Origin of the sequence: Lentibacillus daqui, assembly GCF_027186265.1 — a bacterium.
Lineage (GTDB): Bacteria > Bacillota > Bacilli > Bacillales > Amphibacillaceae > Lentibacillus_C > Lentibacillus_C daqui.
In genome coordinates this window covers 2,383,623-2,396,306 of the sequence record NZ_CP114176.1, presented here as the reverse complement: position 1 = coordinate 2,396,306, position 12,684 = coordinate 2,383,623, and the positions used below count along the sequence as shown (strand labels likewise).

The 12,684-nt window shown below is 41.6% G+C and carries 14 protein-coding genes; 12 read left to right on the top strand and 2 right to left on the bottom strand.

The features are described 5' to 3' along the window. Positions 1 to 17: 17 nt before the first annotated feature. From O2S85_RS12080 to O2S85_RS12055, 6 genes are all read left to right on the top strand, one after another. On the top strand, positions 18 to 1,001 hold the full coding sequence (locus O2S85_RS12080; RefSeq protein ID WP_269409578.1) for an NAD(P)H-dependent flavin oxidoreductase: 984 nt from the start codon (positions 18 to 20) through the stop codon (positions 999 to 1,001). Between the two features lie 109 nt (positions 1,002 to 1,110). Next, positions 1,111 to 1,533 carry a MerR family DNA-binding transcriptional regulator gene (locus O2S85_RS12075; RefSeq protein WP_439649397.1) on the top strand — a complete coding sequence of 141 codons (423 nt, stop codon included), beginning with the start codon at positions 1,111 to 1,113 and terminating at the stop codon, positions 1,531 to 1,533. Next, complete coding sequence (locus O2S85_RS12070; protein ID WP_269409486.1) at positions 1,520 to 2,863, top strand: RNA-guided endonuclease InsQ/TnpB family protein; 1,344 nt, start codon at positions 1,520 to 1,522, stop codon at positions 2,861 to 2,863. The genes O2S85_RS12075 and O2S85_RS12070 overlap by 14 nt, the downstream gene beginning before the upstream one ends. Before the next feature lie 111 nt (positions 2,864 to 2,974). Then, positions 2,975 to 3,754, top strand: coding sequence for an enoyl-CoA hydratase/isomerase family protein (locus O2S85_RS12065; protein ID WP_269409576.1), 780 nt, complete (start codon positions 2,975 to 2,977; stop codon positions 3,752 to 3,754). Between the two features lie 20 nt (positions 3,755 to 3,774). Further along, the gene (locus tag O2S85_RS12060; protein ID WP_269409575.1) at positions 3,775 to 4,920 is read left to right on the top strand and encodes an acyl-CoA dehydrogenase family protein; all 1,146 of its coding nucleotides are present in this window, start codon (positions 3,775 to 3,777) and stop codon (positions 4,918 to 4,920) included. Between the two features lie 25 nt (positions 4,921 to 4,945). Beyond that, on the top strand, positions 4,946 to 5,929 hold the full coding sequence (locus O2S85_RS12055) for an MBL fold metallo-hydrolase (protein ID WP_269409574.1): 984 nt from the start codon (positions 4,946 to 4,948) through the stop codon (positions 5,927 to 5,929). Here O2S85_RS12055 and O2S85_RS12050 read toward each other — a convergent pair. Further along, on the bottom strand, positions 5,924 to 6,793 hold the full coding sequence (locus O2S85_RS12050; RefSeq protein WP_269409573.1) for a LysR family transcriptional regulator: 870 nt from the start codon (positions 6,791 to 6,793) through the stop codon (positions 5,924 to 5,926). The two genes, O2S85_RS12055 and O2S85_RS12050, sit on opposite strands and share 6 nt — an antisense overlap. Positions 6,794 to 7,247: 454 nt before the next feature. On the opposite strand from O2S85_RS12050, the gene mmgD reads away from it, so the two are divergent. The 6 genes from mmgD to O2S85_RS12020 all read left to right on the top strand — a co-directional run bounded on the left by mmgD (position 7,248) and on the right by O2S85_RS12020 (position 12,100). After that, positions 7,248 to 8,357 (top strand): citrate synthase, encoded by a 1,110-nt coding sequence (mmgD, locus tag O2S85_RS12045; RefSeq protein ID WP_269409572.1) that lies wholly within the window; start codon positions 7,248 to 7,250, stop codon positions 8,355 to 8,357. Positions 8,358 to 8,401: 44 nt separating this feature from the next. Next, positions 8,402 to 9,835 carry a bifunctional 2-methylcitrate dehydratase/aconitate hydratase gene (locus O2S85_RS12040; RefSeq protein WP_269409571.1) on the top strand — a complete coding sequence of 478 codons (1,434 nt, stop codon included), beginning with the start codon at positions 8,402 to 8,404 and terminating at the stop codon, positions 9,833 to 9,835. A gap of 84 nt (positions 9,836 to 9,919) precedes the next feature. Continuing rightward, the gene (prpB, locus tag O2S85_RS12035) at positions 9,920 to 10,825 is read left to right on the top strand and encodes a methylisocitrate lyase (protein ID WP_269409570.1); all 906 of its coding nucleotides are present in this window, start codon (positions 9,920 to 9,922) and stop codon (positions 10,823 to 10,825) included. Positions 10,826 to 10,893: 68 nt separating this feature from the next. Further along, positions 10,894 to 11,037, top strand: a complete 144-nt coding sequence (locus O2S85_RS12030; RefSeq protein ID WP_269409569.1) for a hypothetical protein — start codon at positions 10,894 to 10,896, stop codon at positions 11,035 to 11,037. A 322-nt stretch (positions 11,038 to 11,359) separates the two neighbouring features. After that, entirely contained in the window at positions 11,360 to 11,611 is a 252-nt protein-coding gene (locus tag O2S85_RS12025; protein ID WP_269409568.1) for a YppG family protein, read from the top strand. 45 nt (positions 11,612 to 11,656) lie between these two features. Then, positions 11,657 to 12,100: a GNAT family N-acetyltransferase gene (locus tag O2S85_RS12020; protein WP_269409567.1), complete on the top strand. Its 444-nt coding sequence runs from the start codon at positions 11,657 to 11,659 to the stop codon at positions 12,098 to 12,100. Between the two features lie 77 nt (positions 12,101 to 12,177). Here the strand turns inward: O2S85_RS12020 and O2S85_RS12015 are convergent, their stop codons facing one another. Further along, positions 12,178 to 12,630, bottom strand: coding sequence for an Hsp20/alpha crystallin family protein (locus O2S85_RS12015; protein WP_269409566.1), 453 nt, complete (start codon positions 12,628 to 12,630; stop codon positions 12,178 to 12,180). Positions 12,631 to 12,684: the final 54 nt, after the last annotated feature.

Below are 12,684 nucleotides of genomic sequence, written 5' to 3'. Positions count from 1 at the left end.
AGGAAGGTGTAAACAACATGCCGAACAATAATGCAATCGCCAACTTGAAAGAAGCAATGGAAATCCCTGTAATTATGGCACCTATGTTTATCATTAGTAATCCAACAATGGTGATCAATGCCTGTGCATCGGGAATTGCTGGAACGTTTCCTGCCTTAAATGCCAGATCAGGCGAAATACTGGAGGACTGGATGCAGGAAATAAATGCCGGATTGGATAAATTGAGACAACAAAATCCGGGTAAAAAAATTGCACCATGGGGAATTAACTTTATCGTTCACCGGTCGAATAAACGATATGTAGAAGATCTGAATTTAATCGAGAAGTATCAGCCACCACTGGTCATTACGTCATTGGGTGACCCTGGACCGGTAGCTGAAATTGTGCATGCCTATGGTGGGGTGGTTCTTTCCGATGTAATTAATATAAAATTTGCTAAAAAAGCAATTGAGAAAGGTTCTGATGGTTTAGTCCTGGTTGCCGCCGGTGCGGGTGGTCATGGTGGTACATATAATCCTATTTCATTTGTACACGAAGTACGGCAGTTTTTTGACGGGCCAATTGCCTTATCTGGCGGTTTGACCAAAGGGGAAGATATCCTTGTAACTGAATTATTGGGAGCCGATTTTTCCTACATTGGGACACGGTTTATCCCGTCTGAAGAAAGTTCGGCTCAAGCCGGGTATAAAGATATGATTGTTGATGCATCGATTGAAGATATTATTTACACAGATGCGTTTAGCGGGGTGAACGCCAATTACCTGATACCAAGTATCACTGGTGCCGGACTGGATCCGCAAAATCTCCAGAAAAAAGATAAAGTCGATTTCTCAGAATTACGAAACAAAGAAGTAAAAGCTTGGAAAGATGTTTGGGGTGCGGGTCAGGGAGTTGGTTCGATTAACAACATTCAACCAGTAGCAGACATTGTTGAGGAATTAAAGGCTGGTTATTACCAAGCAATTGAAAAAATATCTAGAAAAAATAATGTATCTATTTAGGGGTTCCAAAACAGTTTAATCTAAATTATTTAAAATTAATTACTTTTTAGCAGGATTCTCGCATTTTATGTCGAACTTTGTATGTAGAAAAATAAGGAGGATCGCTAAAATGTATACCATCGATGAAGCATCCAACATACTTGGTGTTCATCCCACTACATTAAGAAGGTGGGAGAAAGAGGGGAAGATAACATCCTCTCGAACCACCGGTGGCCATAGAAGATATGCTGTAGAAGACCTTAGTGCTATCAAGCGTGATTTGAAACCACTTCAAGACAAAATTGTTATCGGGTATTGTCGCGTCTCATCATCGGACCAAAAGGAAGAGTTAAAAAGGCAGGTCCATACTGTATCGCAGTATTGTTCGGCAAATGGATATCAGTTTCGTTTTATAAAAGATCTGGGAAGTGGTATGCTTTCCATTATTACTGTCTTCAGCAGCCGCTTGTATGGAAGCAGAAGTCACAAGCGAAAGAAACTGCAACAAGCGGTGAAACAGGTCATTGAGGACAACGGCCATGCTTACGTATAATAAAAAGGTACGATTGGTGGTTACAAAGGAAAACAAGCAGTTACTCGATTCTCAATCCAGAATGTGCAACTGGCTGTACAATCAATTGCTGGATGCGGTGGAGGAAGACTATCGCAATGGAAAAAAGAAAAAACTGCTTTCCGGCAGAAACCTGAGGAATGAAGTACCGAAAATAAAAGGGGAAAACCCATTTTTGTTTAAAGTCCATTCCTCCCCATTGAAAAATACGGCATTACGGTTAAAAGATGCCTATGAACGATTTTTTGATCCAAAATTAATGAATGAGAAACCAAAATATCGTTCATGGAAAAAGAAGTGGTTTTCGCTATATTATGATGAACCAAAAAAGGGTTTTAAATTATTAGATACCAATCTGCTTTCCTTAAGTTTTGGCAAGTTAACAGATGAAAAACATAAGGAATTAAAGAAAAAAGATAAAAAGGCTAAGAAGACCATCAAAATCAAAGTTGGACTTGTGGAAGCGGTAGAACTAAGCGAAACGGAGAGAATCAAAACCCTTCGCATCACAAAGGATCTGGATTCGTATTATGCCATTTTTACAATAGAAGATGCCAAGGAAATCACCAAGGTGAAGGAACAATCGTTTATTGTATTTGATCCCAACCATAAGAATCTGGCGGTGGGATTAGGCAGTGATGGAAAATCATATGAATTGAAATCGATGAATGCACTGTTGAAGTATTGGGATAAACGAATCGATGAAATCAAATCAAAACGGGACAAATGTGAAAAGTTTAATAAACTGGTATGCACCCCAAATGTTACGTATTTTGAGCCAAGCAAACGTTGGAAGAGACTCAATCATGCTTTGGAAAAGGCGCAATTAAAACGTCGAGAACAAATGAAGACGCTGTTATTTAGCTATGCGCATTATTTTTCCAAGCGTTACGATGCCATTTACATTGGTGATTATACTCCAACTCCCGATGTGGCAAAGTACGGGACGATGAGAAGGGCCATGTTAAATCAAACACCAGTCGGTAAATTCAGGAGTATTTTGAACTGGGTGCAGGCAAAAAGCGGTAAATATTATCAAAAGATTGATGAACGGGATACAACCAAAACCTGTTGTGTCTGCGGTAATAAGGAGAAAAAAGATCCATCTATTCGCAGCTTTACATGTGTAAACTGTGGTACCATGCTTTCAAGGGATATCAACAGTACAGTTAATATCGGAAAGAAAGCCAAAAAGATATTGCCTCGCGCAGGCTACATAGGTGTGGAATCCCCTATGTATACAGTGTGGTGGGATTTTAAACAGGCAAAGATTGCTTGTGGTTTGACCCCATCTGCTGGCCTCGGGAAGTAAATCCGAGGGTGGAAATAAACATTCTTCTTGGTAACAGAGAAGAGGTCTTTGATTAATTTTAGGCTTAATTTCGGTTAGGTTTAAATAAATAAAGGAGTGCGGGACAAAACAATGACTGAAGTTGTTCACGTAAAAAAAGAAAATCAGCTTTGTTATATTGCAATGAATCGTCCGGAGAAACGAAATGCCCTATCTGATGATTTGGTATCAGGTGTTATTCGTGCTTTAAAAGATGCCGAACAGGATGATGATGTGAAAGCGATTATTTTATCCGGAGAAGGAAAGGCCTATTGCTCCGGGGGTGATATTGGGTCAATGGGTAAGAGAAGCAGCCCGGCAGATACGGTTGCTCACATGGAAGCGACCGCATCACTAACCAAGACGATCCTCCATTTAAACAAATACGTGATTAGTGCCGTTCATGGGTTTGCTGCAGGTGCCGGATTCAGCCTTGCACTTGCATCCGATTTTATTGTTGCCGATAAACATGCGAAATTCATCGCCAGTTTTCGTAATATCGGCCTGACTCCTGATTTGGGATTGATAAAATTACTTGCTGATCGTGTTCCGTTGCCAATTGCAAAAGAATGGGTAGCTTCCGGAAAGCCGATTCATGCGGAAACTGTTTACGAAAAAGGGTTGATTAATCGGTTGGCAGAAGAAAAGGATGTTATCGAGGAAGCAGCTGCATTTGCAACGTTTATCGTCGAAGGGCCGCCATTCTCTAATAAATTTGTCAAATACCTATTGAACCATGCGGGTGAATTCACGCACGAAACGAGTTTAATGCAGGAAAATATAATCCAGTCATTGATGTTTCAGTCTGAAGATGCCAAGGAAGGGGTTCAGGCCTTTTTGGAGAAGCGATCACCACACTTTGTTGGGAAATAGTGTGTAAGGAGGGTTGTACCATGAGCAGGGCTTTTCAAACAGAAGAACATGAAATCTTTCGTCAGTCGTTAAGAAAGTTTTTAGAAAAAGAAGCTGCTCCCAATTATGAACAATGGGAGAGGGATAAGCAAGTACCGCGTTCTTTTTGGAAGAAGGCTGGGGAGCAGGGGTTCCTTTGCCCACAAGTAGATGAAAAATACGGTGGTTCCAATACGGATTTTGGCTATTCCGTCGTGTTATCGGAGGAATTTGAACGCATTGGAACAGGACTAACAGGGATTGGACTACACAACGATATTGTTATCCCGTACATCGAAACATATGGTACAGGGGAACAAAAACAACGCTGGTTGCCCAAAGCTACAACAGGGGAAATGATATCCGCGATCGCCATGACCGAGCCGGGGACAGGGTCAGATCTGGCCGCTGTGAAAACGAGTGCAATCAAAGCTGGTGATGATTATATTGTCAATGGGGAAAAGACGTTTATCACCAATGGCTATTCGGCTGATTTCATTGTTGTGGTTTGTAAGACAGACCCCCAGGCAAATCCACCGCACAGAGGCATTAGTCTGTTAGTCGTGGAAGAAGGCATGCCTGGTTTCAAGCGCGGGAAGAAACTCAACAAGGTTGGTCAGCATGCAAACGACACAAGTGAACTTATTTTTGAAGATGTTCGTGTACCTGCTGCCAATTTAATAGGTGAAGAAGGTAAAGGGTTTTATTATTTAATGGAAAAACTCCAGCAGGAACGGTTAATGGTAGCTATTTCAAGCGTTCCTGCAGCAGAAAGGATGCTTGAGCTGACCATCGATTATGTCAAACAGCGAAAGGCTTTCGGAACAAGTATTAGCAAGTTTCAAAACACCCAATTTAAGCTTGCCGAAATGCAGACTGAAGTCCAGATTGGCCGCACCTTTGTCGATAAATTAATTGAAGATCATATGGCTGGTAAAAATATTGTCACGGAAGTCTCCATGGCCAAATGGTGGACGACAGACCTGGCAAAGCGGGTTGCCGCAGAATGTATGCAGCTACATGGCGGGTACGGTTATATGGAAGAATACGAGATTGCAAGGAGATATCGTGATGTTGCTGTTACCTCGATTTACGCCGGTACCAATGAAATCATGAAAGGGATCATCGCCAAAAATATGGGATTGTAATCGTGATATAGAAAGGAGAGAGCAAATGCCCAAACAAACATGTTATACAGATCAAGTAACTAACGATATCCTCAAACCATTCAAATTGAAACAAATAACACTCGATCTACCATTTCGCCTTGACCATGTTAATTGTTTCCTGGCCGAGGGAGAGAATGGTTGGATCGTGATCGATGCCGGGTTACATAATCAGGAAACTGTTTTAAAGTGGGATAAGGAATTAAAGCAAAAAACGGTAACAGATATCATCATTACCCATTACCATCCTGATCATTTTGGTTATGCAGGTGGATTGCAAGAAAAAACAGGTGCACATGTGTTGATGACGAAAACTGATTATGATGCCGGGTTAAAGGCTTGGACAGATGAGTTTCTCTCTACGCTTAACAGTAATTACAAACTGGCTGGAATTCCCAATGAGGTTGCCGTAAAAATGACCGGGAATACAGAGGAATTTGTGGCGCGGGTTACCCCATATCCGGATGTGGATCATTATCTGGAAGAGGGGGAAAAAATGCAAATTGGTAACGGTGAATATGAGGTTATTTTCACGCCGGGACACTCGGATGGACTCGTCTGCTTTTATAACCGGGAGCAAAATATATTATTGTCAACCGACCACATCCTGCCGAAAATTACGCCAAATATATCCTACTGGTTCCATGGAGATCCAAATCCATTAGCAAGTTATTTGCAGGCATTGGAAAAGGTCAAGAAACTGGATGCAGATTTGGTGGTTCCTTCACATGGCAAACCATTTTATGGGGCAAATGACCGGATTGATGAAATCGAAAAACATCATGAAGATCGATTGACGGTTGCCTTGGACGCTATCAAGAATGGGGCAAGCATTTACCAGGCATGTCAAACGCTATTTCGGAAAAAGTTGAACATCCATGAAACCCGGTTTGCCATTGGTGAAACACTCGCCCATTTGGAGTATTTACGATATGCCGGTGAATGCCAGCGGGAAATGCGTAACGGCGCATATTGGTATTACGTATTATAATGCCTTAACATCCAATTGACGGATAAAATCAACAAAAGCCTGGACAATGTTCATCCGCAAAGATTCCTCATGGTAATACATCCATGTTTTGCGGGTGATCGCTTCCCCATTTATATCGTGAATTGGTTTGACAATTAGTTCCGGATGTGGACGTACAACAAGGTTGGCCAGTATCGCATATCCTAATCCATTGACAACCATTTCCTTACAAGTTTCCACCTGGTTAACCTGGATATTAATATTCGGCGCTTGGTTATAATTGGTATACCACCAATGTTCAACAAGGTTTTGCATATTTTCATCGGTATAGTAACCGATCCGCGGCAATTCCGGGAGCTCCTCCCACTTAAATTCCCACGGGGCGGCGACACAAATGGCTTCTTCATAGAGTACATCCTTGCGATCCTTCCATGAATAATCACCCTTAATAAAACTGATATGTACATCGTGGTTTAAAATGAACCGATGCATCTCATTGCTCCAACCGGTTACCACCTGAAATTCTACATCTGGATATTGTTGTTTAAATAACCGTAAGACTTTTGGCATTTTATTTAATGCGAAAAAATTCGATGCACCAACCCGAAGTGTCCCCGCTACATGACTTTTCATGTTGTTGATCATTTCTTCAATTTTTCGCTGTTCATTAAGCATCTGCTCCGCATGTTGTGCCAGTATGACCCCTTCAGGTGTGAAGGTGATTCCCCGACGTTTTCTAATGATCAGCTGTACACCGTAATATTCCTCCAGTTTTTGGATTCTTGATGTTAGAGTTGGTTGGGACAAGAATAATAATTGAGATGCCTTGGTAATGTTTTCGGTTGCATACAAGGTCGCGAGCATTTCCCAATCCTGATAGTCCATGTGAAATACACTCCTTTTTCGATTCTGATATCACTGTTTATTTCGGGTTAGCACCAAAATAATGAATAAAAATGGTAATGATAAATTACCTAGCGGAGGAAAAACACGGAGACTCCTGTGGGAAAGCGCAGTGTGAAGACCCCGCAGAAAAAGTGCTCTTCTTTTTCGAGGAGGCTGAGGACAAGCCCACGGAAAGCGTAGTGTTTTTCCGTAGCGATCGTCTATATCAAAATTACATATAACCTGTCAACCATAGATTTTGGTTAAGAGCTCATTTTTTAGACATTGAAAAATTCTATGGCTGGATATTATTATTATATATTTTTATTATTTCCCTTTCCAGTTTATAATAGAGTTATAGAAAAAATGCAAGAATTTAGGGATTGGATTTTAAAGGTAAATGAAAAGGGTTTCAACAGCGCAAATAACAAATGAAAAAAAGGGGGACTTTTACATGAGAACCGAAGAAGCATTTGTACCGGGTTTGGAAGGGGTCATTGCGGCCGAGACTGCTATTTCCTTATTGGATACCGAACAGGAAAAAATAATCATTCGTGGACATGATTTGATTGACTTGTCCAAACGAAAGAAATATGCCGATGTTGTCTACCTTTTACTGGAAGGATCACTGCCATCTGATAGTGAACGGGAAGCTTTAGAAAGGAAATTAAAAGAGAATTATGATGTTCCCAAAACAGTGAATGATGTGCTGAAATTGTTGCCGAATGATACACACCCAATGGACGGACAGCGTACTAGTGTATCAGTTTTGGCAGGATTTGATAGTACCATTAATGACCGATCTGAAGCAGCCAATAAAAAACGGGCTTATGCGCTGTTAGGCAAGCTGCCGGCAATAACAGCGAACAGTTACCGGATTTTAACCAATCAGGAACTTGTCGAACCAGATCATGATTTGGATTATAGTGCCAATTTCCTGTATATGATTACTGGTAAAAAACCAACGGAATTGGAAGCGGAAATTTTTGATCGTTCGCTTCTATTATATAGTGAACATGAAATGCCGAATTCCACTTTTACTGCCCGTGTGATCGCCTCGACACAGGCGGATATGTATGGCGCATTGTCTGGTGCAGTTTCTTCGCTAAAAGGGAGCTTGCATGGCGGGGCGAATGAAGCGGTCATGTACATGCTGCAAGAAGCCAACTCGGTGGACAAATTTGAAGAATTGTTGCACAAAAAATTACAGCGCAAAGAAAAGATTATGGGCTTTGGACACCGTGTTTATATGAAAAAGATGGATCCACGTGCATTAATGATGAAGGAATCATTGGAACAACTTTGCGATTTGAAAGGGGATTCATTGCTGCTGGATATGTGTGAGGCAGGTGAGAGGGTTATGGCTGAAGAAAAAGGACTCTATCCAAACCTTGATTATTATGCGGCACCTGTTTATTGGATGCTTGGGATTCCGATTCCTCTGTACACACCAATTTTCTTTAGTTCCCGTACGGCCGGGTTATGTGCACATATTACCGAACAGCATGCCAATAACCGGCTGTTCCGCCCACGGGTGAAGTATACCGGCAAAAGAGATCTATAGGCAAACATGAGAAATATGTAAAAGAATCAGAAAGGAAGCTGACAATGGAAAAACTGCAGGAAAAACAGACAACCGATGCATTGATTGAAGAAATTACAGATTATGTGTTAAATAAACAAATTACCAGTAAGGAAGCCTTTACCACGGCACATTATGTGATGATCGATGCACTGGGGTGCGGAATTTTGGCATTAAACTATCCAGAGTGCACCAAATTACTCGGACCGATTGTGCCTGGTACGGTTGTGCCGAATGGAACTCATGTGCCGGGAACACCATATGTGCTTGACCCGGTACAAGGGGCATTTAATATTGGTACCATGATTCGCTGGCTTGACTATAATGATACATGGCTTGCTGCAGAATGGGGGCATCCATCCGATAATCTTGGCGGAATTTTAGCCGCTGCAGATTTCGTTAGTAGAGAACGGTTAAGCAAAGGGCAAACTCCTGTTACGGTTCAAGAAGTACTGGAAATGATGATCAAAGCTCATGAAATTCAAGGAATTCTTGCCCTGAAAAACAGCCTGAACCGAGTTGGTCTTGATCATGTGTTATATGTAAAGATTGCTACAACAGCGGTGGTAACCAAGTTGCTGGGTGGTGGCAGAGAAGAGATTTTTAATGCGGTTTCCAATGCCTTGATCGATAATTCCAGCTTACGGACATACCGGCATGCACCTAATACCGGATCCCGCAAATCATGGGCGGCAGGCGATGCGACAAGCAGAGGTGTTCGTCTAGCAATGATGGCGGTTCAGGGAGAAATGGGGTATAAGACAGCATTAAGTGCCCCGGGCTGGGGATTTCAGGATGTATTATTTAATCAGCAAGAATTAGTATTATCCCAGCCACTTGATAGTTATGTCATGGAAAATGTATTATTCAAGGTTTCCTATCCGGCTGAATTTCACGCCCAAACAGCAGCCGAAGCAGCAGTACAATTACATCCTGAAGTAAAACATCGGCTGGACGAAATTGATCAGGTAACGATTACTACCCATGAATCAGCTATCCGTATTATTGATAAAACAGGCTCGTTATATAATCCAGCTGATCGTGACCACTGTATTCAATATATTACTGCTGTTGCCCTTTTAAAAGGGAATGTGACGGCGGAAGATTATGAAGATGAAGCAGCAAAAGATCCACGAATTGATGCATTGCGTGATAAAATGGTGGTAACCGAAAATAAAGCATATAGCGAGGATTATCTGGATCCGGAAAAACGTTCCATTGCCAACGCGGTACAGGTTCATTTTAAGGATGGTACATCAACAGATAATATTGCCTGTGAATACCCGCTAGGTCACCGCTTCCGTCGGGACGAAGCAATCCCGAAAGTGTTGGAAAAATATGCGGCAAATCTGGCAACGCAATATCCACAAAAGAAACAGCGAAATATAGTAGATGTGACTAGTGACTATCATAAGGTAGCACAAATGAATGTGAATGAGTTTGTTGAATTGTTCGTATAATGTGTGTTCAAAAGTAGGATCTATCGAAACGTCATTTTTACCGGACTTTTTGAACATCTTGTATGGAATTGGAGGTTTTTATCGATGGTATGGATAGTAGATCAGCCTGCTACACAGGAAGAATTGGCAGGACAATTTAAGGCATTGATTCAAGAGGAGAAGATTTTACAAATTCCGGGGGCGCATGATGGCATGGCTGCGCTAATGGCTAAAAAAGTTGGGTTTTCCGCATTATATTTATCTGGTGGTGCGTACACGGCAAGCCAGGGATTACCGGATCTCGGTATGGTTACCTCAACCGAAGTAGCAGATAAGGCAAAGGAGTTAGTGCGTGCCAGTAATCTTCCCGTACTTGTAGATATTGATACTGGTTTTGGCGGGGTTTTATATGTAGCCCGAACGGCGATGGAGATGGTGGAAGCTAAGGTAGCCGCCGTACAAATAGAAGACCAGCAGCTTCCAAAAAAATGTGGTCATTTGAACGGAAAACGGCTTGTTCCTAAAGAAGAATTAGCACAAAAAATCCAAGCCATCAAAAAAGTAGCGCCATCCCTCGTTGTCGTCGCCCGTACAGATGCAAAAGCGGTTGAGGGAATCGACGCTGCCATTGAGCGAGCACAGACGTATATCGAGGCCGGCGCTGATGCGATTTTCCCAGAGGCATTACAGACCGAAGAGGAGTTTCAGTTATGTGCCCAAAAAATTAATGCCCCATTGCTGGCGAATATGACCGAATTTGGCAAGACACCATATATTTCGGCACAGGAATTTCAGGATATGGGCTTTCAAATGGTTATTTATCCAGTCACTTCATTAAGGGTCGCAGCCAAAGCCTATGAACGTATCTTTGGTCTGATCAAAGAAGAAGGGACGCAAAAATCTGGTCTTGATGATATGCAAACGCGAAAGGAATTATATGAAACCATATCGTTACATGACTTCGAAGCACTTGATCAAAGTATTGCCAAAACGATTTTACAGGATGATTGATGGATGAAATGGAACGAAAATAGGAGTTTCCCCATTAAATATATGGGGGGCTCCTACTTTTTGGGCTTATGAAAAATGGGCATACGATCTTGATAGTTTCTGATGCGGGAATTGGAAATATCGACTGGATAATATGGTATCGATCCGGACTTAAAAATATCGACCACGGTCTGGACTTTATCAACCGAAAAGGCTGGGTATCAACCAGATGATGCCTTTATCGGCCGGAAAGTCATGATTATCAACCGCGTCACACGTATTATCGACCGCATCTTGGGCATTATCAACCTACACTGGCCATTATCAATCAAGGAAACACCAATATCGACCAAAAGGTGTGTTTTATCAACCAAAGCATCAGAGAAATCGACCAAATCACAAAATATCAACCCAAGTTCAGCCAAAAAAAAGCATTAAAAAAATTGCAGGATTTCCCCTGTTCATCTTTTTTATTAACTGGGGCAGTCATCCTTTTCATAGCTGGTCGGTTTGGAATAGGATAATATAGATATTTTTATGAGGAGGTGTGTTCGAATGTTTCCGGCGAGACCGAGACCAATGCCAGGACCGCGTCAACAAAGAAGGATGCCACCAACTCCATTTGGTATGCCCCGGATGCAACAACCACAACAACAGAAACGAAATCGTAATGTTTTTGCAATGTTTCAAACACAAGAAGGAAGCCTTGATTTTGATAAAATATCCTCAACTGCCAGACAATTTAATCAAATCTACCATCAAGTCAGTCCCATGGTTGGTCCATTGTTGAGCAAATTTTTCAAGTAGTCCCATCGAAATAATGATGATGTTAAGTAAAGGATTTTGATACGAATGACAATCAGAAAGGCGACATATAGGGAATTAAATATGATCAGGCAACATGCAAGCAAGGTAATGAGTGAGTCGGTGGCGGGCCATGGCAAACCTGCTGCCAACAATAACCATTCACTTGTATCCTTTGTAATGAATAGTGGTGGCTACTACCTGGTTGATATCTATCAGTCTCAATTGCGCGGTTGGATTGGTGTTTGTAAGACAATGGATAATATCTCAGAAGAAAGGCAAGGATTTATTCCGGAACTTTATGTATTGCCAACTTATCGTAAGCAGGGAATAGCTGAAAATTTGCTTGCGAGCGCATTAACCGAACTGAAACGGCAAGGATTAAAGCAGGTACAACTCCAAGTGTTTGTTGGAAATCCAGCCAAAAAGCTATATGAAAAATTTGGTTTTACCGATACGTCAACATTAATGACGAAAAAGCTTGATGAGTGAAAACTTTATTGACCTAACGTAAAAGCCGGATCCAACGTGCGGGATCCGGCTTTTACCGTGTCATGGTGTCGGGCGCATTACTCATCGGAATTGTCATAAATATCAATAAACCTTCTGCTTTCATTCTTTTTCGGGATGGAAATTTTCAAGATCCCATTTTTCAAGACGGCACTGGTGTCTTTTTCGGAAATGGTAAATGGCAATGTGATGAGACGTTCCGCTGTTTGATAGGACTGTTCTTTATGGAACGTTTCACCTTTTTTATTTTTTCCTTCAAAACTGGAAGTGTCTTCAGCAATGATTCTTAATTGATTGCCGATAATTTCAAGTTGGATCTGATCCCGCTTATAACCAGGCAATTCCGCTTCAACTACAACACTGGATTTTGTTTCGTGTGTATGGACTCGAATTGAGCGTTTGTTTATTAATTGATGGAAGTTGTTAAAGGATTCATTAAAAAAGGAATCGATCTGGTCCAGCAAATGGTTATGATCAAATCGTCTTGGTTGATTTTTTTTGTTGTCCGCCATTATATATTCACCTCACTCCATTGTTTAGCTCCAGCGCCCAGCGGCTAGTGTGCT

Bases quoted from the DNA above. Each gene is read 5' to 3' on its own strand.
- O2S85_RS12080 (WP_269409578.1), top strand. From the start codon at position 18: ATGCCGAACAATAATGCAATCGCCAACTTGAAAGAAGCAATGGAAATC.
- O2S85_RS12075 (WP_439649397.1), top strand. From the start codon at position 1,111: ATGTATACCATCGATGAAGCATCCAACATACTTGGTGTTCATCCCACT.
- O2S85_RS12070 (WP_269409486.1), top strand. From the start codon at position 1,520: ATGCTTACGTATAATAAAAAGGTACGATTGGTGGTTACAAAGGAAAAC.
- O2S85_RS12065 (WP_269409576.1), top strand. From the start codon at position 2,975: ATGACTGAAGTTGTTCACGTAAAAAAAGAAAATCAGCTTTGTTATATT.
- O2S85_RS12060 (WP_269409575.1), top strand. From the start codon at position 3,775: ATGAGCAGGGCTTTTCAAACAGAAGAACATGAAATCTTTCGTCAGTCG.
- O2S85_RS12055 (WP_269409574.1), top strand. From the start codon at position 4,946: ATGCCCAAACAAACATGTTATACAGATCAAGTAACTAACGATATCCTC.
- O2S85_RS12050 (WP_269409573.1), bottom strand. From the start codon at position 6,793: ATGGACTATCAGGATTGGGAAATGCTCGCGACCTTGTATGCAACCGAA.
- mmgD (WP_269409572.1), top strand. From the start codon at position 7,248: ATGAGAACCGAAGAAGCATTTGTACCGGGTTTGGAAGGGGTCATTGCG.
- O2S85_RS12040 (WP_269409571.1), top strand. From the start codon at position 8,402: ATGGAAAAACTGCAGGAAAAACAGACAACCGATGCATTGATTGAAGAA.
- prpB (WP_269409570.1), top strand. From the start codon at position 9,920: ATGGTATGGATAGTAGATCAGCCTGCTACACAGGAAGAATTGGCAGGA.
- O2S85_RS12030 (WP_269409569.1), top strand. From the start codon at position 10,894: ATGAAAAATGGGCATACGATCTTGATAGTTTCTGATGCGGGAATTGGA.
- O2S85_RS12025 (WP_269409568.1), top strand. From the start codon at position 11,360: ATGTTTCCGGCGAGACCGAGACCAATGCCAGGACCGCGTCAACAAAGA.
- O2S85_RS12020 (WP_269409567.1), top strand. From the start codon at position 11,657: ATGACAATCAGAAAGGCGACATATAGGGAATTAAATATGATCAGGCAA.
- O2S85_RS12015 (WP_269409566.1), bottom strand. From the start codon at position 12,630: ATGGCGGACAACAAAAAAAATCAACCAAGACGATTTGATCATAACCAT.